Origin of the sequence: Wenjunlia vitaminophila DSM 41686, assembly GCF_000380165.1 — a bacterium.
Taxonomy (GTDB): Bacteria; Actinomycetota; Actinomycetes; order Streptomycetales; family Streptomycetaceae; genus Wenjunlia; species Wenjunlia vitaminophila.
Genome location: NZ_KB904669.1, coordinates 188,765 through 208,860 on the forward strand (window position 1 = coordinate 188,765; position 20,096 = coordinate 208,860).

Annotated in this window: 18 protein-coding genes and 1 tRNA gene; 9 read left to right on the plus strand and 10 right to left on the minus strand. The window is 70.0% G+C overall.

All coding sequences use genetic code 11. The features are described 5' to 3' along the window. The first annotated feature begins 184 nt into the window (after positions 1 to 184). Both A3IG_RS0114105 and A3IG_RS0114110 read left to right on the plus strand, forming a co-directional pair. Positions 185 to 715, plus strand: a complete 531-nt coding sequence (locus A3IG_RS0114105) for a peptidylprolyl isomerase (RefSeq protein ID WP_026220259.1) — start codon at positions 185 to 187, stop codon at positions 713 to 715. A gap of 95 nt (positions 716 to 810) precedes the next feature. Beyond that, positions 811 to 1,671 carry a rhomboid family intramembrane serine protease gene (locus A3IG_RS0114110; protein ID WP_018384219.1) on the plus strand — a complete coding sequence of 287 codons (861 nt, stop codon included), beginning with the start codon at positions 811 to 813 and terminating at the stop codon, positions 1,669 to 1,671. Positions 1,672 to 2,074: 403 nt separating this feature from the next. Here the strand turns inward: A3IG_RS0114110 and crgA are convergent, their stop codons facing one another. Then, a complete protein-coding gene (gene crgA / locus A3IG_RS0114115) occupies positions 2,075 to 2,332 on the minus strand; it encodes a cell division protein CrgA (RefSeq protein WP_018384220.1) in 258 nt (85 codons plus the stop codon). Between the two features lie 149 nt (positions 2,333 to 2,481). On the opposite strand from crgA, the gene A3IG_RS0114120 reads away from it, so the two are divergent. Genes A3IG_RS0114120 through A3IG_RS0114145 form a run of 6 tightly spaced genes read left to right on the plus strand, consistent with a single transcriptional unit; the run spans position 2,482 to position 7,235 of the window. Then, complete coding sequence (locus A3IG_RS0114120) at positions 2,482 to 3,231, plus strand: DUF881 domain-containing protein (RefSeq protein WP_018384221.1); 750 nt, start codon at positions 2,482 to 2,484, stop codon at positions 3,229 to 3,231. Positions 3,232 to 3,260: 29 nt separating this feature from the next. After that, positions 3,261 to 3,971 (plus strand): class E sortase, encoded by a 711-nt coding sequence (locus A3IG_RS0114125; protein WP_018384222.1) that lies wholly within the window; start codon positions 3,261 to 3,263, stop codon positions 3,969 to 3,971. A gap of 56 nt (positions 3,972 to 4,027) precedes the next feature. Further along, the gene (locus tag A3IG_RS0114130; RefSeq protein WP_018384223.1) at positions 4,028 to 4,213 is read left to right on the plus strand and encodes a hypothetical protein; all 186 of its coding nucleotides are present in this window, start codon (positions 4,028 to 4,030) and stop codon (positions 4,211 to 4,213) included. Then, positions 4,210 to 4,851, plus strand: coding sequence for an aminodeoxychorismate/anthranilate synthase component II (locus A3IG_RS0114135; protein WP_018384224.1), 642 nt, complete (start codon positions 4,210 to 4,212; stop codon positions 4,849 to 4,851). The genes A3IG_RS0114130 and A3IG_RS0114135 overlap by 4 nt, the downstream gene beginning before the upstream one ends. Continuing rightward, the gene (locus tag A3IG_RS0114140) at positions 4,848 to 6,377 is read left to right on the plus strand and encodes a class E sortase (protein ID WP_018384225.1); all 1,530 of its coding nucleotides are present in this window, start codon (positions 4,848 to 4,850) and stop codon (positions 6,375 to 6,377) included. The genes A3IG_RS0114135 and A3IG_RS0114140 overlap by 4 nt, the downstream gene beginning before the upstream one ends. A 39-nt stretch (positions 6,378 to 6,416) precedes the next feature. Continuing rightward, complete coding sequence (locus A3IG_RS0114145; RefSeq protein WP_018384226.1) at positions 6,417 to 7,235, plus strand: class E sortase; 819 nt, start codon at positions 6,417 to 6,419, stop codon at positions 7,233 to 7,235. A 27-nt stretch (positions 7,236 to 7,262) separates the two neighbouring features. Here the strand turns inward: A3IG_RS0114145 and A3IG_RS0114150 are convergent, their stop codons facing one another. The 9 genes from A3IG_RS0114150 to A3IG_RS0114195 form a co-directional block, all read right to left on the minus strand. Beyond that, positions 7,263 to 8,465, minus strand: coding sequence for an HTTM domain-containing protein (locus A3IG_RS0114150; protein ID WP_018384227.1), 1,203 nt, complete (start codon positions 8,463 to 8,465; stop codon positions 7,263 to 7,265). 10 nt (positions 8,466 to 8,475) lie between these two features. Beyond that, positions 8,476 to 9,279 (minus strand): DUF5819 family protein, encoded by an 804-nt coding sequence (locus A3IG_RS29735; RefSeq protein WP_018384228.1) that lies wholly within the window; start codon positions 9,277 to 9,279, stop codon positions 8,476 to 8,478. A gap of 159 nt (positions 9,280 to 9,438) precedes the next feature. Next, positions 9,439 to 10,137 (minus strand): hypothetical protein, encoded by a 699-nt coding sequence (locus A3IG_RS31940; RefSeq protein ID WP_051087497.1) that lies wholly within the window; start codon positions 10,135 to 10,137, stop codon positions 9,439 to 9,441. 263 nt (positions 10,138 to 10,400) lie between these two features. Then, positions 10,401 to 12,416 (minus strand): Stk1 family PASTA domain-containing Ser/Thr kinase, encoded by a 2,016-nt coding sequence (pknB, locus tag A3IG_RS0114165; protein WP_018384230.1) that lies wholly within the window; start codon positions 12,414 to 12,416, stop codon positions 10,401 to 10,403. A gap of 174 nt (positions 12,417 to 12,590) precedes the next feature. Further along, on the minus strand, positions 12,591 to 14,054 hold the full coding sequence (locus A3IG_RS0114170; RefSeq protein WP_018384231.1) for a peptidoglycan D,D-transpeptidase FtsI family protein: 1,464 nt from the start codon (positions 14,052 to 14,054) through the stop codon (positions 12,591 to 12,593). A gap of 100 nt (positions 14,055 to 14,154) precedes the next feature. Beyond that, a complete protein-coding gene (locus A3IG_RS0114180; protein ID WP_018384233.1) occupies positions 14,155 to 15,573 on the minus strand; it encodes an FtsW/RodA/SpoVE family cell cycle protein in 1,419 nt (472 codons plus the stop codon). A gap of 12 nt (positions 15,574 to 15,585) precedes the next feature. Next, on the minus strand, positions 15,586 to 17,199 hold the full coding sequence (locus A3IG_RS0114185; RefSeq protein WP_236719252.1) for a PP2C family protein-serine/threonine phosphatase: 1,614 nt from the start codon (positions 17,197 to 17,199) through the stop codon (positions 15,586 to 15,588). Between the two features lie 84 nt (positions 17,200 to 17,283). Then, positions 17,284 to 17,799, minus strand: a complete 516-nt coding sequence (locus A3IG_RS0114190; protein ID WP_018384235.1) for an FHA domain-containing protein FhaB/FipA — start codon at positions 17,797 to 17,799, stop codon at positions 17,284 to 17,286. Positions 17,800 to 17,809: 10 nt separating this feature from the next. Continuing rightward, positions 17,810 to 18,715 (minus strand): FhaA domain-containing protein, encoded by a 906-nt coding sequence (locus tag A3IG_RS0114195; protein ID WP_018384236.1) that lies wholly within the window; start codon positions 18,713 to 18,715, stop codon positions 17,810 to 17,812. A gap of 629 nt (positions 18,716 to 19,344) precedes the next feature. Here A3IG_RS0114195 and A3IG_RS0114200 point away from each other — a divergent pair. After that, positions 19,345 to 19,431 (plus strand) — tRNA-Leu (locus A3IG_RS0114200). Positions 19,432 to 20,096 lie beyond the last annotated feature (665 nt).

Sequence of the window (20,096 nt, forward strand, 5' to 3'; positions counted from 1 at the left end):
ATCCAGTGAAAGATCATGCCTTTCCCGTGCTTTCCCGGCATGTGGAACTGGTCCGTCCGCGCTGGGCGTGACCACGTGTGGGATGCCGGTCGAGCGGGGGGACCGGGAGTCCACCGCGGTACGGGTGACCCGCCGGGCGTGCGAGGATCTGACGTTGTTCGAGAAACCTCAGGGAAGGTGCACCGTGGCCGAGCAGCTCTACGCCACCATCAAGACCAACCAGGGCGACATCGACGTCCGGCTCCTGCCGAACCATGCGCCGAAAACCGTGAAGAACTTCGTGGAGCTGGCCGAGGGCACCCGCGAGTGGATCGACCCGAAGACCGGCCAGCCGACCAAGGCCCCGCTCTACGACGGGACGATCTTCCACCGGGTCATCTCCGGCTTTATGATCCAGGGCGGGGACCCGCTGGGGAACGGGACCGGTGGCCCCGGCTACCAGTTCGGTGACGAGTTCCACCCGGACCTGGCGTTCGACCGTCCCTACCTGCTCGCCATGGCCAACGCGGGTCCCGGCACCAACGGCTCGCAGTTCTTCGTCACCGTGGGCGCCACCGCGTGGCTCACCGGCAAGCACACCATCTTCGGCGAGGTCGCCGACCCGGCGAGCCAGAAGGTGGTGGACAAGATCGCCAACACCCAGACCAACCCGCGCACCGACCGCCCCACCAGCGACGTGGTCATCGAGACGATCAAGGTCCGCCGGGAGGGCTGACCCGGGAGCGAAGCGGCCCTCGGGAACAACCCGGCCGTCCCGTCCGTCCTGCCTGATAGGGCGGACGGGAGCGGCCGCCAGGAAGGGACTCGCAGATGGACGGCGCACCCGCCACCCAGCAGATGTGCTACCGGCACCCGGACCGGGAGGCCAATGTGCGCTGCACCCGGTGCGACCGTCCGGTCTGCCCGGAGTGCATGGTCAGCGCCTCCGTCGGGTTCCAGTGCCCGCAGTGCGTTCAGCAGGGCCACCAGGGCTCCAGGGCTCCGCGCACCGCGTTCGGCGGGCGGGTGGTCTCCCACGACGCCGTCGTCACCAAGAGCCTGATCGCCGTCAACGTGGTGGTGTGGCTGCTGGCGCTCTCGCTCGGGGACCACTTCGTGATGGACCTGGAGCTGGTCGGCCGGGGCGTGGACTACAGCGGTCAGCTCGTGGGTGTCGCGGAGGGGCCCGACCAGTGGTACCGCCTGCTCACCGCGATGTTCCTGCACCAGGCCGTCGCGCACATCGCCCTGAACATGCTGTCCCTGTGGTGGCTCGGTCCTGCCCTGGAGACGGCGCTCGGCCGCGTCCGTTTCCTGACCCTCTACCTGTTGGCGGGGCTCGGCGGCTCAGCGGCGTCGTTCATGCTCGCCGACGCCAACCAGGCGTCGCTCGGCGCGTCCGGCGCGATCTTCGGTCTGCTGGGCGGGCTGGGGGTGGTGGTCCACAAGCTCGGCGGTGACACCCGCCCGATCATCATCGTGCTGGTGCTGAACCTCGCGATCACCTTCGCGTTCTCCGGCATCGACTGGCGCGCGCACATCGGCGGGCTGGTGATGGGAGGCCTGGTGGCGGCGGGGATGGTGTACGCCCCGCGGCAGCGCCGCACGCAGGTGCAGGTCCTCACGTGTGTGGGTGCGGTGCTGCTGATCGTGGTGATGGTGTGGGTGGGCACGGTGCGCATCACCGGATGACCGAAGAGTTATCCACACCAGGTCGAAGGGGTGTGCACAGTGCCACCACACCGTGTGCAGCACCGCCACTCTGTGCGTTTCCCCAGCAAGATCGGGGTTTTACGGCTGGCCAGGGGCAGCGACGCAGTCATACCGACGGGAAAGCCCTATGAGTTATCCACAGATCTTCCGACCTTTTCAACACTGTGGATAACCCTGTGGACAAACGAGCGAGACCGCCGGGCCTGGGTACCTGGCCAGCGGGGCTGCCTGGCCAGCGAGCCCCGGCGCGACACGGCCAACGCCCCGGCGCGAACGCGGGCACCACGAAGAAACGGCGCGCGCCCCGGTGGGTCGGAGAGCTCGAGCCAGGGACCCCGGTGCGGTCACGCGTCCGGTGCGGCACCCAGTGGCGGTGCGGACCCTACTTCCACTGGGTGGAGACGACGAAGCCGACGGCGATGAAGCCGAAACCGGCGATGATGTTCCAGTCGCCCCACGACTCGACCGGCAGGTCGGTGTTGGTGACGTAGTACACCACGATCCAGGCCAGACCGATCAGGAACAGCGCCAGCATCACCGGCGCCACCCACTGGCGGTTGCCTCCGGACAACTTGACGGCGCCCTGCTTCTCCGGCGGGGGCGTGAACTCTGCCTTCTTGCGGATCCGTGACTTCGGCACGAGTGGGTCTCCTGTCGATGCGCTGCGTAACCGCGCGGGCTCTTCGTACGGTCTGCTCCCCGGGCGCGCAACCACAGTCGTCCGGGCGTCCGTTAGCGTAGTGCCTCCCAGGGTGCTAAGGAGATAAGGATACGGTGCGCATTCGCCAGATGAGTCCGTCTCTCCGCTCCCTCGCGGGACAGGTTCCGCGACTGCTCTCCGCCGGGGTCTTCGCCCTGGCCGGCCTGTTGTTCTGGGTGAGCTTCGACACGGCCCAGGGGACCAACCTGCGCACCGACGACTCCCTGCTGCGGCTGTCCGACCTGATCGGCCAGCGCAGCGACCGCAACGCCGAGCTCGACGAGGACCTCTCCGCCCTGCACAAGCAGGTGGACCGGCGCAACCGCGAGGAGAACGGCCACCCGGCGGCCACCCGGCAACTCGACCGGCTGCGGGACGCCGCGGGAACCAAGCCGGTCCGCGGCCCCGCCGTCACCGTCACCCTCACCGACGCGCCCCCCGACGCCAGGCCCCGCATCCCGGAGGTGCCGGAGCCCTCCCCCAACGACCTGGTCATCCACCAGCAGGACCTCCAGGCCGTGGTCAACGCCCTGTGGCGGGGCGGTGCCACCGGGATACGGGTGATGGACCAGCGGCTGATCTCCACCAGCGCGGTGCGCTGCGTCGGCAACACCCTCATCCTCCAGGGACGGGTCTACTCCCCGCCGTACACCGTCACGGCCGTCGGCGACCGCGACCGGCTGCGCGCCGCCCTTGACGACGACCCGGCGATCGAGAACTACCTCCAGTACGTCGAGGCCTACGGGTTGGGCTGGAAGGTGGAGGAGCACGGCATGGTGACGCTGCGCGGCTACTCGGGCACAGTGGACCTTCGACATGCCGAGCCCCTCGCGGAGTAGCGGGGCGCCCACCGTCGCCGGGAGGATCCGTGCCGATCAGGCTGGTCGTCCGCACGCTCAGCGAAGTCTTCCTCACCCTCGGCACGGTCCTGCTGCTCTTCACCTTCTACACGCTGTACTGGACCGGGGTCACCTACGACCAGGGGGCGGACCGGGAACTCAGCAGCCTCAGGGAACGCTGGTCACAGGACTCGACGGGCACCCGGCTCAACGGTGGCGCGGGGCAGGGCGCCCCGCCGGCCGGCGCCCCCTACCGCGAGGGCACCGCGTTCGCCGTGATGTACGCCCCCAGGCTCGGCGACGACTGGCGACAGCCGGTGCTCGAGGGGACGTCCGCGGGGGTGCTCCAGCGCGGGCTCGGCCACTACCGCGGCACCGGGCGGCTCGGCGAGGTCGGCAACTTCGCGGTCGCCGGGCACCGCAGGACCCACGGGGACCCGTTCCGCGACCTGCCCAGGCTCCGGCCCGGAGACGCGGTGGTGCTCACCGACGGCGAGTCCTGGTTCACCTACCAGGTGGACGCCCAGCCCTACCGCACGCTTCCCGGGGACGGCGGGGTGGTCGCACCGACCCCCGCGCCGGCCGTGGCCGCGGCAGCCCCCTATCCCGGGCCGGGCCGCTACCTCACCCTGACCACCGGCGACCCCGAGTGGGGGCGCAGCCACCGGTTGGTCGTCTGGGCGCACCTGGTTGACGTGCTCCCCGCGGGCCAGGGAAAACCCGCCGCGTTGGCCGGTTGAGCGGCGATCCCCCGTACCCTGGTGCGGATGGACGGAAGGCCGAGGAAGGGAGCGGGATGTACGGCTGGATCTGGCGGCATCTCCCCGGCAACGCATGGGTGCGGGCGCTGATCTGCCTCCTGCTGGTGCTGGCCGTCGTCTACGTGCTCTTCCAGTACGTCTTCCCGTGGGCTGAGCCGCTGCTCCCGTTCGGTGACGTGACCGTCGACAGCGGAACCGGCACCGGTGGGGGCGACCGATGAACAGAACCAGAATCCTCGTCGTCGACAACTACGACAGCTTCGTGTTCAACCTGGTCCAGTACCTGTACCAGTTGGGCGCCGAGTGCGAGGTGGCGCGGAACGACGAGGTGAGCACCGCCGACGCCGGCGACGGCTTCTCCGGGGTGCTGCTCTCGCCGGGCCCCGGCACGCCGGAGGAGGCCGGGGTCTGCGTGGACATGGTGCGGTACTGCGCCGATCGGCGCCTGCCGGTCTTCGGGGTCTGCCTGGGCCTCCAGTCGATCGCCGTGGCCTACGGCGGGGTGGTCGGCCGGGCCCCGGAACTGCTCCACGGCAAGACGTCGGCGGTCGCGCACCGGGGCGTGGGCGTCTTCGCCGGGCTCCCGTCGCCGTTCACCGCCACCCGCTACCACTCGCTCGCCGTGGACCCCGGTTCGATCCCGGAGGAGCTCGAGGTCACGGCGTGGACCGGGGAGGGTGGGAACCGGGTGGTGCAGGGGCTGCGCCACCCGCGCCTGGCGGTGGAGGGGGTGCAATTCCACCCGGAGTCGGTGCTCACCGAGTGGGGCCACCGGATGCTGGCCAACTGGCTGGCGGTGTGCGGGGACTCCGAGGCGGTGGGGCGGTCCACCGGACTCGCACCGGTGATCGGCAAGTGACGGTGCTCCCTCCGGAGCGCGATGGCCAGTCGTCCGACCCCGCACGCTTCGTCGATGCGGTCGGGGGGCTCGCCGACCCGCTGAACGACCCGCTGCCGGGCCGGCAGCACAGCCCGTCGTTCGGTCCCCAGCCCCACCCGTCCAGTCCGTACCAGCCCGAGCTGCCCCCGCCGTCCGACGCCCACGCCCTCCAGCCGTACCCGTCCGACCAGTACCTCCCCGACGCGTACCTCCCCGACCCGTACCTCCCTGACCCGTACCTTCCCGACGCGTACGGGCCGGAGCCGTTCGTCCAGGACCCGCAGCCGGTGGCCGGGGGGCCGGGCCCCGACTGGGTCCCGGTGCCGGCGCAGCGGTCGCTGGCCGCACCTGACCAGACCGTTCCGCTGCCCCAGGTGGACCCGCTCGGGCTGCCGGGAGGGGCGGTGCCCGGGTCCCAGGACCCCCTCCCCGGCCCGAGCCCGCACCTGCCGTCTGGGGACCTGCCGTCTGCGGACCCGCCGTCCGGGGGCCGCGCCGCGCGGCGAAGGACGGCCCAGGCAGCCCAGGCGAGCCGGGCGGGCCGGGCGGCCCGGGACGAGGGGGCCCCGGCTGCTGCCGGCACGGGGTCCGCGTCAGAAGTGGGCGCCGAGCCGGCCCCCGGGGGCCGCGCCGCACGGCGCAGGGCCGCCCAGGAGGAGGCGCGACGACCGGTACGGGGCAAACGTCCCCCGGCTCACGGAAAGCGCGCCAGGAGGGCGTCCACGGCCTCGCTGCCCGCCGCGTCGGCTTCGGCCGGGGCCGAGGGGGAGTCCGCCGACGGCCAGCCGCTGAGCCGGCTCGAGGCGCGCAGGGCCGCACGGGCCGCCAAGGACGGGCCGGCTGTGGTGATCAGCCGGGTGGCCGGCGAGCTGTTCATCACGCTGGGCGTGTTGATGCTGCTGTTCGTCGGTTACCAGCTCTGGTGGACCAACGTGATCGCGCACCGGGCGGCCAACGCCGCGGCCCGGGACCTGGAGGAGAAGTGGAGGGAGTCCGACGGTGAGCGCGAGCCCGGGGCCTTCGACGCGGGCGAGGGCTTCGCGATCATCTACATCCCCAAGCTGGACGTCAAGACGCCGATCGCCGAGGGCATCGACAAGCACAAGGTCCTGGACAAGGGCATGGTCGGTCACTACTCGGGCAACCTCAAGTCCGCGATGCCGTGGGACAAGAAGGGGAACTTCGCGCTCGCCGGCCACCGCAACACCCACGGCGAGCCGTTCCGGTACGTCAACAAACTGGAACCGGGTGACCCGATCGTGGTGGAGACCCAGGACCACTACTACGTCTACGAGATGACCAGCATCCTGCCGCAGACCTCACCGTCCAACATCGGGGTGATAGGCCCGGTGCCACCGGAGTCCGGCTTCACCGAGCCGGGGCGCTACATCACGCTGACCACCTGCACTCCGGAGTTCACCTCCAAGTACCGAATGATCGTGTGGGGCAAGATGGTGGAGGAACGTCCGCGCAGCGAGGGGAAGCCCGACGCGCTGGTTGGGTAGTCGGGCCGCCCCGCCCGGCCACACGAGGGGGAGAACGCGGTGACCACCGAGAACGACGACGTCCTGGAGACCGGCGGCGCCGGACAGGACTCCCCCCGGGCCCCCGGAGCCGAGACGAGCCCCGAAGACACCCCCGCCGGCCCCGACGCGGACACCGGTGCCGGGCCCCGGCGCCGTCGCGGCGGTGTGGCAGCGGTCGTCGGCGTCCTCGGTGAACTGCTGATAACCGTGGGGCTCGTCCTGGCCCTCTTCGTCGTCTACTCCCTGTGGTGGACCAACGTCGTCGCCAACCGGGAGGCCGCCCGGAAGAGTGAGAAGGTGCGGGAGCACTGGGCGCAGGAGGCGGAGGAGGCGCCGGGGCGGTCCTGGGACCCGCGGGACGGCGTCGGCTTCCTGCACCTGCCCGCCCTGGGCAAGGGCTACGAGGTGCTGATCGTCAAGGGCACCGGCACCGAGGAGCTGAACAAGGGCGTCGCCGGTTACTACACCGAGCCGGTGCGGGCCGCGATGCCCTGGGCGAAGCGGGGCAACTTCTCGCTCGCCGCGCACCGGGATGGCCACGGGGCGAAGTTCCACAAGCTCGACAAGCTGGACAAGGGCGACGTGGTGGTCGTGGAGACCAAGGACACCTGGTACGTGTACCGGGTCTTCAACACCCTGCCCGAGACCTCCAAGTACAACGTCGGGGCCCTCGAGCCGATACCCAAGGGCTCGGGGAAGAAGCGCGCGGGCCGCTACATCACGCTGACCACCTGCACCCCGGTGTACACCTCCCGGCACCGCCTGATCGTCTGGGGCGAGATGGTGCGCACGCAGAAGGTGGACGACAAGCGCACGTTGCCGGCGGAACTGCGCTGAGCCGCGCCCCGGCTCCGGAACGGCCGGTCAACCGCCGGCGGCCACGCCGACGGCCGGCTCCACCGGCCGCGCCCTCCCCGTCCTGCGGGTGCGGAGCCGCGAGGTGAGTCCCGTGCAGTGGCCGCCGAGCGCGACCAGGAACGCCGTGGGCAGGAAGACCGCGTCACAGGCGATCATGACCAGCGAGAAGAAGGGGATGCCGAGCAGCACCGCGATCCCCAGGTGCTCCATGACCATCACCACGAGCAGCACGTTCTTGACCCTGCGCGCGCCCAGCGTGAACGGGAACGCCACCTGCACCATGACCGTGAGGTAGCCCAGCACGAGGAGCAACAGGCTGTGGCCCACCAGGGCTCCGGACAGCCAGGGCCACGGGGTGAAGTGGTCGAGGTGCATCACGTAGTGCAGGGCGCTGCCGTCCTGCCAGCGCAGACCCTGGATCTTGTACCAGCCGGCCGAGGCGTAGACCAGGCAGACCTGCGCGGCGATCACCAGCATCGCGCAGTTGTGCAGCATGGACGCGCAGTCGTCGAGCACCGCGCGGGCCTCGTGCCGCGGGAACCACCGGTTCGCCGCGTACCAGAGCGCGTGCCCGGCCCACAACGTCCAGAGCACCAGCGACCACCCCCCGGTCGGGGCGCCGAACCCCCAGGCCAGCAGCGGTCCGGTCACCGACCACAGGATCACGCCCGTGCGGTCCTGCTGGTCGGCGGGCCCGCGGGCGGCGCGGCGTGCGTCCAGCGACCACACCTCGGCGCACCGGGTGAAGACCAGGTAGATCACCATGATCCGGATGAGGTTGTCCCCGCCGTCGCCCAGCAGGGTGTTCCGGTTCTCCAGGGACAACATCCCGAGCATGAAGACCACGGACGCGGTCCGGGTGCGCCAGCCGACCAGCACGGCGACGGCCGCCGCGATCGCCAGGGTGTACACGACCTCGAACCACAGCCGCCCGCCGTACCAGTTCAGCACCGTGAAGGTGCCCTCGAGCCGGGTCAGGGTGTGGGCCAGGTCCCAGGACAGGGGGCTGCGGTCGCCGTACAGCGTCCTGCGGTGCGGCCACTCCCGCAGCAGGAAGAGGAGCACAGAGCCGGCGAGCCCGATGCGGAAGACCGCGGCCTGGTACGGCGCCTGTGTGCCGCGGGCGAGCCGGCCGATCCGGACGAGGAGGTCCCCCAGCCACCGTCCCGTGGACGCCAGGAACCGGAGACGCGTGGACGTCGATGGCACGGTACTCAACTCACAATCCCTCGTGGTCCCGCTCCGTCACCCGGGACCACGGCAGAATCCGGTAGGTGGTGGAGTCGGGATCGTCCTCTTCGGTCCATGCGGGCGGGGGCACCAGGGTGATGCGGCCCGCGATCTGCAGCCCGACGATGGGTTCCCCGTGCCGCTCGGTCCCCAGCCGCTGGAGCACCACCCGTTTGAGGTAGGCGGCGGCCACCCGGCCCAGCGGCCCGTTGGTCTGTTCCTTGTAGTTGTGGGAGTCGGTGTAGGCCTCCCAGGCCCGGCGGAGCATGTTCTGGTGCGCGTGGCTGGGCGCCGGGTTGCCCTTGATCGCCTCGATGTCCTTGGCCGTGATGTTGATCCAGTCCGAGGTGTGCACGGTCCCGTCGGCCCCCTGGGTGCGCACCCGGGCGCCGACGGCCTGGTTGAGCTGCGCGGGGTTGGGCGCGAACAGTTGCCAGTTCTGGCTGAACTCGGGTTGGACGTAGGTGTTGATCCGGTCCCGGTACTGCTTGCTGAGGGCGTTGGGCGGGGCGACGCTCAGGAAGAGCATGGCCAGGTGCACCAGCATGGCGCCGACCAGGACGATCGCCGTGAACGTGAGCACTCCGACCGCCCACGGCGAGCGCTGCCCGGCGGTTCCCCGCGGGCACCGCGGACCGTCGTCGTGCCCGGGCCCCGGTGCGCCGGCGTCCCCCTCCCGGGGAGGCGGGAAGACCAGGCTCACCTCCGGTCCTTCCTGGTCCTTCGCGGCCAGCCCGGTCGGGAGGGCTGGGTCAGTCGGCCGGCTGGTGGTGGGCTCGCCGGATCGTTCCATCGGGTTCCTTCTGTTCCACGGCTCGCCGGGCAGGCGACGAACGCCTGCCCGGCGGGCCTTGCTCCGGGGCGGCCACCGGGGGTCTGCTCACCCGGAAGGGCGCCTCGGAGCCACATGGCGTCCTCGGCGCCCGACCGGTCCCGGTGGAGCGCGACGGGGTTACAGCGGGCAGTTGTCTACGCGGACACCCTCGTAGTTGATGTCGGGGTGGTTGGCGCTGAGCAGGTCGGCGACGTTGTTGGCCGCGTCACCGCCGTACCACTGCGGGTTGTCCACGACGGTGAACAGGGTCGGGTCGGTCGGGGCGCCCTGGGAGATGCCCAGCGGCGTCCGCTCCGGCGCGGAGCCGAAGAAGGCGCTGTACAGGTCGTCCGGGCTGATGCCGGTCGGGCCCCAGTCCGCCAGGTGGTTCTTCCAGAAGCCGGGCGAGCACCACTGAGCCGTACCAGGCGTGGTGGTGCCGGTCGTCACACCGGTCGTCACGCCGTTGGTGCCGGTGGTCGCGCCGGTGGTGGTGGTGCTGCCGGTGAGGGTGAACCGGCCGATCAGCACCGGCTTGAACACCACCTTCTTGGTGCAGTAGTCGAACGTGCTGTTCACGCAGGACTTGTTGAGCCGGTAGTACTTGTGGTCCTTCTTGGAGATGTGGATCTTGGTGCTCTTGTGGTAGTGGACCTTCTTGGACTTGTGGTGGTCGCGGTCGTGCCGGTCAGTCCGGATCTTCACGTACTTGACGTGCTTCCCGTGCTTCCCGTGCTTGTCGTGCTTGTCGTGCTTCCCGGCGTGGTTCGACGGCTGCCCCATACCGGGGCTGTTAAGACCCATCGCCTCGGCGGCGGTGAATCCGCCGAGCGACATGGCACCTGCGCAGACGCCGACGAGCAGAAGGCGAACGGCTCTCACAGTTCCTCGCTTTCTCCAGCGGAACAGGTAGCTGCTGTGAGAACCGAACGAGGAAATGGGGCACGCGTAACGAAATAACGTCCTGTATGTACTCCGTACGTGTTTGGACCCTTGTCTCACCGGGATTCCGGTCATCTCGGGGTGGTCCGCGGGGGCCCGGGCCCATGACGAGGGCCGCGGACCAGTCGGTCCGCGGCCCCGAGCCGTGCGGTCGTGGGTCAGCCGGCGCTACCCATTTGGCCGAATATGGCCCCGTCGTCCGGCTTTCCCCCGTTTCCCCCGTCCCCGCCGCCGTCCCCGCCCTGGCTCATGTCGCCGGGAGCGACGGTGGTTACGTTCACCGTGGTGTTGGGATCGACCGGGGTCCCGCCCTGCGGGTCCTGGCCGGTGATGATGGCGGTCGGGTCGCCGGGGCCGTTGGCGACGCTCAATGTCAGCCCCATGCCCTGGAGCTCCGCCGTCGCGTCCTGGACGGTCTTGCCGAACAGCGTCGGGACGGGCACCTTGGTGACGACCTTGGGCACGGTGAGCGTGATCGTCTCGCTGGGGTTCACCTGGCTGCCCGGGGAGTGGCTCTGCTTGAAGACCACGTCCTGCGGCTTGTCCGGCGCGTCCTCCTCCACCTTCGCCACGTTCAGGCCCAGGTTCTTCAGCATCTGCTCGGCCGTGGCGTACGACTGGCCGACCACGTTGGGCACCTCGGTGAGCTGGGCCTCCGGCTTCACCGCCACGGTGATGGTCACGGTGGTGTTCGGCGGTTGCCGGCTGCCGCCCTCGGGGTCCTGGCTCAGCACGGTGCCCTCCGGCTGCTCGGACTCCTCGGTCTTCGTCTCCACCTTGAAGCCGGCGTCCTCGAGGTCGTTCCGGGCGGTGTCCTCGTCGTCGTTGACGACGTCCGGTACCTCCACCGTCTCCGGGCCCTGGGACAGGCTGACGGTGACCGTGTCCCCCTTGTCGACCGACTCACCGGCCTTCGGACTGGTGTCGCAGACGGTGCCCTTCGCCTCCTCGCAGTTCTTCGACTCGCCCTCCGCGTAGACCAGGCCCTTGTTCTCCAGCGCCTGCTGGGCGGACTTGGCGGTCTCCCCGGTGAGGTTGGGCACGGTGGTGCTGGTGTTGGGGTCACTGCCGAAGAGTGACTTCCCGATGAAGAACGTGCCCGCCAGCACCAGCACGGCCGCGAGGACCAGCAGGACCATCGAGGTGCTGCTCTTCTTCGTCTGGCGGCGGCTGGCCCGGCCACCGTACTCGTCGTCGTCCCCGTCACCCGCGACCGGCGGCATCATCGAGGTGCGCGGGCCGTCCTGCGGGGGCAGGGCCGTGGTGGGCGCCCCGTCCCCGTAGCCGTAGTCGCCGTAGCCACCGGCGCCGTGCACCGAGGGCGCGACCACCGGCACGCCGTCCAGGGCCCGTTCGATGTCCGCGCGCATCTCGTCCGCGGACTGGTAACGGTCGTCGGGGAGCTTGGCCAGCGCCTTGAGGACGATGGCGTCCTGCGCCGGGGTGACCTCCGGGTCGAAGGTGGACGGCGGCTGTGGTTCCTCCCGCACGTGCTGGTACGCCACCGCCACCGGGGAGTCCCCGACGAACGGCGGGCGCACGGTCAGCAGTTCGTACAGCAGGCAGCCGGTGGAGTACAGGTCGGAACGGGCGTCCACCTGCTCGCCCTTGGCCTGCTCCGGCGAGAGGTACTGGGCGGTGCCGATCACCGCGGCGGTCTGGGTCATGGTCATGCCCGAGTCCGCCATGGCCCTGGCGATGCCGAAGTCCATCACCTTGACCTGGCCGGTACGGGTCAGCATGACGTTCGCCGGCTTGATGTCGCGGTGCACGATGCCGTTGCGGTGGCTGTACTCCAGCGCCTGCAGGATGCCGGCGGTCATCTCCAGGGCCCGCTCGGGCAGCAGCTTGCGACCGGAGTGCAGCAGCTCGCGCAGCGTGGACCCGTCCACGTACTCCATCACGATGTACGGGATGGAGACGCCGTCGACGTAGTCCTCGCCGGTGTCGTAGACCGCGACGATCGCCGGGTGGTTCAGCGACGCGGCCGACTGCGCCTCGCGACGGAACCGGGCCTGGAACGACGGGTCGCGTGCGAGGTCGGCACGGAGGGTCTTGACGGCGACGGTACGGCCGAGCCGGGTGTCATGGGCGAGATAGACCTCGGCCATGCCGCCGCGGCCGAGCACCGCACCCAGTTCGTACCGGCCGCCGAGGCGACGCGGCTCTTCCATAGCTCCAGCCCTCTCCCTCGCCGAATCATCGGCCTCGTGCTGCTCGCGCATACGGTACCCGCCCAGCCGGACGGAGCCCGGGTCGGACCGCGACCCGATACCCGACCGGTATGCGGCCCCGGCCGGTGCCGGTGACCCCGGCACCGGCCGGGCGGCGGTCCTCGGTCACCGCGCTCACTTCTTCAGCACGGCCTGCATGACGTCCTTGGCGATGGGCGCGGCGAGGCGGCCACCTGCGATGTCGTCACGGGCGGTGCCGCTGGCGTCCTCCACCACGACGGCGACGGCGACCGGGGAGCCGTCGTCGGTCTTGGCGTAGGAGATGAACCAGGCGTAGGGATTTCCGCTGTTGTCAACACCGTGCTGTGCGGTACCGGTCTTGCCACCCACCGTGACGCCGGAGATCTTCGCGTTGGTTCCGGTGCCGCGCTCGACCACGTTCTCCATCATCTGCTGGAGCTTCTGGGCGGTCTCCGGGGAGACGGCGTCGGACATCTTCGACGGGTCGGTCTGCTCGATGACGTTGAGGTTGGGGGCGACGAGCTGCTGCACCAGGTACGGCTTCATCAGCTTGCCGTCGTTGGCGATGGCCGCGGCCACCATGGCCATCTGCAGCGGGGTGGCCCGGTTGCTGGCCTGGCCGATCCCGGCCATGGCGTTCTGCGGGCGGTTGTCCTCCGGGTAGACCGACTCGGCGGCCCGGGTCGGGGTGTCCACCTTGGGGTTGTTGAACCCGAACTTCTCCGCGTACTCCTGCATCTTCTCGTTGCCGACCTTGTCCGCGGCGGCGGCGAACACGGTGTTGCAGGACACCTCCAGCGCCTTCATCAGGGAGGCGTCCTCGCAGGGGAGGTTGCCCTCGTTCTTCAGCGGGGTGGTGGTCTGCGGCAGGATGTACGGCAGCGGGGAGTCGGTCTTGCCGTTGACGTCGTCGTAGATGCCCTCCTCCAGCGCCGCCGCCGCCGTGACCACCTTGAAGGTGGAACCGGGCGGGTAGGTCTGCCGCAGCGCTCGGTTGAGCATGGGGTCGTCCGAGTTGTTCTTCTTCTGCAGGGCGTTCCAGGCCTTGCCGTCCTCGTCGCTGCTCCCGGCGAAGGCGGAGGGGTCGTAGGACGGGGTGCTGACCAGGGCGAGGATGGCGCCGGTCTCCGGGTCGATGGCGGCGACCGCGCCCTTCTTGTCGCCCAGGCCCTCCCAGGCGGCCTTCTGCGCGTCGGGGTTGATCGTGGTCACCACGTCGCCGCCCTTCTTGGGCTTGCCGGTGAGCACGTCCAGGGTGCGGTTGAAGAACAGCCGGTCGTCGTCGCCGGTGAGGATCGAGTCCTGGAGGTTCTCGATCTGGGTGGTGCCGAAGACCTGCGAGGCGTACCCGGTGACCGGGGCGTACATCGGACCGTTCTTGTAGGTCCGCTTGTACTTGAAGTCACCGGTGTCCACCTTGACCGACCCGGTGATCGGCTCCCCGTCCACGATGATGTCGCCGCGCGGCTGGGCGTACCGCTCGATCGGCACCCGGCGGTTGTTCTTGTGGTTCTTCAGGTCGTCCGCGGCCACGAACTGGATCCAGTTGTCGCGGACCAGCAGGGAGAGGATGAGCAGCCCGCAGAAGACCGCCACCCGACGCAGCGGCTTGTTCATGTCAGGGCTCCTTCCTCGGTGTCGAGGTGAGTGGTGGTGGGCACCGCACCGGGGAACACGACCTGGTGGGGATCGGCTATGCGTCTGTCGGGCACGCCGATCACAGTCGCACCACCTGTGTCGGTTCCGCGTCAGTGGTGGGCGCGGGGGCGGGCGCGGGTCTGCGCGCGGTGTCGCTGATCTTGAGCAGGATGGCCACGAGCGACCAGTTGGTGATGACGGAGGAGCCGCCCTGGGCCAGGAACGGCATCGTCATGCCGGTCAGCGGGATGAGGTTCATCACCCCGCCGGCCACGATGAAGACCTGGAGCGCGAACGCCGAGGACAGGCCCACGGCGAGCAGCTTGCCGAACGGGTCACGGGCGGCCAGGGCGGTGCGCATGCCGCGCTGCACCAGCAGGGCGTAGAGCAGCAGCACCGCCATCATCCCGGCGAGACCCAGCTCCTCGCCGACCGTGGCGAGGATGAAGTCGCTCTTGGCGGCGAACCCGATGAGCTCGGAGTGGCCCTGGCCGAGCCCGGAGCCCAGCACCCCGCCGGAGCCGAAGGAGAACAGCGACTGGGCGGACTGGTCGGAGATCAGGCCCGCCGGCCGCTGGTCCTCCGGCAGGAAGATGTCCATCGGGTGCAGCCAGGCGGTGATCCGCTGCTGGACGTGCGGTTCGAAGGAGGCGACGAAGGCGGCGCCGGCCGCGGACATCAGCAGGCCGAAGACGATCCAACTGGTGCGCTCGGTGGCGACGTAGAGCATCACCACGAACAGGCCGAAGAACAGCAGCGAGGTGCCCAGGTCGGTCTCGAAGACCAGGATCAGGATGCTCAGCGCCCAGACCGCCAGGATCGGGCCGAGGTCGCGGCCGCGGGGCAGGTACAGGCCCATGAAGCGCCGGCTGGCCAGGGCCAGGGCGTCCCGCTTGACCATGAGGTAGCCGGCGAAGAAGATCGCGATGATGATCTTGGCGAACTCGCCCGGCTGGATGGAGAACGGGCCGATGTAGATCCAGATCTTGGCGCCGAAGGACTGCGCCCGGGCGGGGAAGAACGCCGGCGCGGCCAGCAGGATCAGCGCAACCACCATGGAGATGTAGGTGTAGCGCTGGAGGATGCGGTGGTCCTTCAACAGCACCAGGACGCCGACGAAGAAGGCGATGCCCAGGCAGGACCACATCAACTGGTTGGAGGTGCCCTCCCCCTGGCCCAGCCTGGCCAGGTACTTCGACTGGTCCAGCCGCCAGATCAGCACCAGCCCGAGGCCGTTGAGCAGGGTGGCGATGGGCAGCAGGATCGGGTCCGCGTAGGGGGCGAACTTCCGCACCACCAGGTGCGCGACCAGGGCCATCGCACCGAGTCCGAGGCCGTAGCCGAGCATGCCCGCGGGCAGCGAACCGTCGATCGCCAGACCCACGTTGGCGTAGGCGAAGACCGGGACCAGCACCGCGAAGGCGAGCAGGACCAACTCGGTGTTCCGCCGGTTGGGGGCTCCCTGTGGGGTGATGGTCGTGGTGTTGGAGCTACTCACAACGATCCGGCCTCACCGCTGCCCGCACTGTTGGGCGAGCTTGCGCTCCTCGGGCGAGAACGAGCTCGTGGGGGAGGGGTCCTCGGCTGAGGAGTCCTTCGGGTTGGCCACGGTCGTGACCACGGAAAGGTCGGCCCCGGGGAAGAGGATGCGCTGGACGCCCCCGGTGTCCGCGCCACCCTGGTCGGCGCCGTCGGGGTTGGTGCCGGACGGCAGGCCGGTTTCGCCCCCGGGGGTCTGCGTCCCGGGCCGCTGCTCCCCGGTGTCGCCCTTGTCCTTGTCGGGCTTCTTCGCCTCGGCCTCGCGCTCGGCCTTGGCCTCGGCCTCGGCCACGATCTTGCAGACCTTGGCCTGCTGGCGCAGCGTGCCGATCCGGTCCTCGGCCTGGCCGAGGCTGCTGACCTGGATGTGGTCCCGCACCTGTTCGCGCTGGTAGCCCGGTAGGTACTTCAGTTCGATGTCGGGGTGCTCCCGGTAGACATCGGACATCTTCACCCCGGCGAGTTCCTCGTCGATCCCCTGGTAGACCGCGACGTGGCCGTCCATCGCGCCCACGTAGTACTGGGTCTGGGTCCACCGGTACCCGCCGTACAACCCGCCGCCGACCAGTGCCAGCGCGGCGACGATGATGACCGAGCGCTTGATCCACGGGTTGCGGCGGCGCTTCGGCTTGTCCGTGCCGTAGGGGCCGAAGTCCCCCTCCGGGTCCCCGGAGAGCGGCTGCGCCGGGCCGAACGCGCCGTCCGGCGCAGGGGACACCTGGGGGGCCGGGCGTCCGAGGCCCGAGGCCCGTCCCGCGGGGGTGTTCAGCGTCTTGTGGTCGGTGGCCGGGGGCGGGCTGTCCGCGACCGCGCCGACCACCACCGGGGTGTCGTTGAGCTGGCCGGCCAGGGTGTCGCTGTCGTCCACGTCGAGGACGTCGGCGACGATGCAGGTGATGTTGTCGGGGCCGCCGCCGCGCAGCGCGAACTGGATCAGCTCCTGCACGGTCTCGTGCGGCGAGTGGTAGCCGGCGAGGGTCTCCTCGAGGGTCTGGTGGCTCACCGGCCCGGACAGGCCGTCGGAGCACAGCAGGTAGCGGTCGCCCGCCCGCACCTCGCGGATCGACAGGTCCGGCTCGACCTGGCCGCGTCCGTCCAGGGCGCGCATCAGCAGCGAACGCTGCGGGTGGGTCTCCTTCTCCTCCTCGGTGATCCGGCCCTCGTCCACCAGCCGCTGCACCCAGGTGTGGTCCTGGGTGATCTGGGTGAGCACCCCGTCCCGCAGCAGGTAGGCCCGGGAGTCGCCGACGTGCACCATCCCCAGCCGCTGGCCGGTCCACAGCAGCGCGGTGAGGGTGGTCCCCATCCCTTCCAACTGCGGGTCGTCCTCGACCATCTGCCGGAGTTGGTCGTTGGCCTGTTGCACCGCGCTGCCGAGCGCGGTGAGCAGGTCGGAACCCGGGATGTCGTCGTCGAGTTGGACCAGGGTGGAGATCACCTCGGAACTCGCCACCTCGCCGGCGGCCTGGCCGCCCATGCCGTCGGCGATCGCGAGCAGCCGCGGGCCGGCGTAGCCGGAGTCCTCGTTGCCCTCCCGGATCATGCCCTTGTGAGAACCGGCGGCGAAACGCAGAGACAGGCTCATGCGCACCTCCCCCGTTGGCTCCGGGTACATCCGCACGGTGCCCACCCTCCGTGTTTGAGCTCGCCTCGTTCGCTCATTGTGCGACTACTTCCGCAGCTCGATGACCGTCTTGCCAATGCGGATCGGCACACCGAGCGGAATCGGTGTCGGAGTGGTGAGCCGAGACCGGTCCATGAAGGTGCCGTTGGTGGAGCCTAGGTCCTCGACGATCCACCGACCGTCACGGTCCGGGTAGATCCTGGCATGCCGACTGGACGCGTAGTCGTCGTCGAGCACGATGGTGGAGTCGTGGGCCCGGCCCAAAGTGATCGTTTGGCCCTGGAGCGTGACCACGGTACCGGTCAGCGAACCCTCGGTGACCACCAGTTTGGTGGGGGCACCCCGGCGCTGGCGGCCAGCGGAGCGGTTCTGCTGCCGGGGCGGCTGCTGCGCCGGTTGCCGGGCGGGCGGGCGGTCCTGGGTGGCGGCGCGCCGGGTGCTGCGCTGGGTCACCCGCGTGCCGAACAGGTCACTGCGGATGACTTGTACCGCGACGATGACGAACAACCACAGCACGGCGAGGAAACCCAACCGCATGACCGTGAGGGTCAGCTCTGACATTGCCCCCGCTTCACCCTTCGGCTTGCCGGTACACGATGGTGGTACTGCCCACGACGATGCGAGAGCCGTCGCGGAGCGTAGCGCGCTGAGTGTGCTGTCCGTCCACCACGATGCCGTTGGTCGAACCCAGGTCCTGGATGACCGACGGTGTTCCGGCGCGGATCTCCGCGTGCTTGCGCGAAACGCCCGGATCGTCGATCCGTACGTCCGCCTCCGTGCTGCGGCCCAGGACCAGCACGGAACGGGAGAGCTGGTGACGCACGCCGTTGATCTCCACCCAACGCCGGATGGTGGCCGGGCCACCTCCGGTGCCGGGGAAGCGGCTCACCGATCCGTGTCCGGGCGGCTGCCCCCGCGGCGGGCCGGGCGGCATGGGCGGCGGTGACGGTGGGGGGGACGGGTAGCCACCGCGCTGCGGACCAGGCCCGCCGTGCGTTGCCGGGGGACCCCCCTGCGCCCCTCCGTAGCCACCGTGCTGACCCCCGTGGGTCCCCGGGGCGCCGTGTGCGCCGCCGCCGGTCGCGGGCGGGGGCTGGGACTCGCTGGAGGCCAGGTTCCTGCTGCGCACCCGGTACAGACCGGTGTCGAGGTCGTCGGCCCGTTGCAGGTGCACCCGGACCGGCCCCATGAAGGTGTACCGCTGTTGCGCGGCGTAGTCCCGCACCATTCCGGAGAGCTCTTCGCCGAGCTGCGTCGCGTAGGGGCTGAGCCGCTCGTAGTCGGTGGCGCTCAGCTCGACGACGAAGTCGTTGGGCACGACGGTGCGGTCGCGGTTCCAGATCGTGGCGTTGTTGTCGCACTCGCGTTGGAGCGCACCCGCGATCTCGACCGGCTGCACCTCCGACTTGAACACCTTGGCGAAGGTGCCGTTGACGATGCCCTCCAACCGCTGCTCAAAACGCTTGAGGACGCCCACCTGGCACCTCCCTCCTCAACGTCCGACGCATGTGCTCTGCCTGGTGCCGCGTACTGCCTACCTGGACTGCCTACCTGGTACTGCTTACTGATCGTATCCACGCTCCGGGAAATCCCGTGGTTCCCCGTTTCCGCCCACACGGTGAGTGTCGCCACTCACACGTCTCGTGAGCGTCCGGGCCGGTGCCCGTCGCCCGTCAGGTGTCCGACGCCCGCGGCCTGCCGCTGCTCTCCCGTTGGCTGTGCGTGCCGCCCCGGTCGCCGGTGTCCGGCCGGCCTCCCCCGGGTCTCCGTTAGGGGGATGGTAGAGGGGGCCTGCTCCAGTGTCCCGCAAGCCTTGGTGAATCCGTGCACCCGGGGGAACGGGTACGGCCACGAGGGCCCGCACCGGGCGGACCTTATCGAGATGATTCACACCGGCGCCGCGTGCTAGTGTCAGTGGTGTCGCGAGGCGCTCTCCCAGCGAGACCCGACACCTCGGCTCACCAGTGACCTGAGAGGCCAGTGTTCTCGGTCACCAGTGATCCTGGTCAACCAGTGGTACTGGTCGGTGATCGGTGAACCGGGGATTGTGATCATGGATTCGTTCCATGGTCGTAGGCTGTGAGAGAATCTCATGACAACACCCATGCGCGGGTGGCGGAATAGGCAGACGCGCTGGATTCAGGTTCCAGTGCCCGAAAGGGCGTGGGGGTTCAACTCCCCCCTCGCGCACCAGGGAGCACCTGTGAAGGTGCCACCCCAGAACACTGAGCGGGCCCCGTCGTGACGACGACGGGGCCCGCTCTGTTGTGTCCGCGCCCCGCTCTGTCGTGTCGCGGTCCTGCCCCGTCGTACGGGAAGTGCCCGCGGCCGTCCGCTCGTTGACGGCCGCGGGCGGAGGTCCGGTGCTGCCGGGGCGGCGGCGGGTCTGCTCAGGAACTCGCGGACCACGAGGGGTGGTTCCGGCGGTGTCGGCCGCGGTGTGAGGCAGACGCCGTGTCCCGCGTCCGGTGGGGAGGGTCGGTGCTCGGTCCCGGTGGGCCCCCGAACGCCGGACCGCAGGGGGACCTCCCGCCCTGCCCGGCGAGCAGCGTTCGATACCTGTCCGGATCTGTTCGGTCGTGGCGAGTGACGGCCCCGGTCGACCCCAGGACCGGCCAGTGATTTTGCCTGACTTTTGCTTATCCTTGAGGTGAGTGCGCACTTGTGAGTGCGCCCGGGTAAGTGTTCGAATGGTGCGGCACTGGACGAACCGGCGATCCGAGCGCCGGATGTCAGCGAAGGGGGCACGTCATGGGCGAGGACGTCCGCGTCACGTGCCCACCCGTCGTTGACGGTGCCCGCACCTGTCCGGCCTCGCGTTCCCCCCGCGCCGTGCGCGTCCACAACGCCGCCCGGGA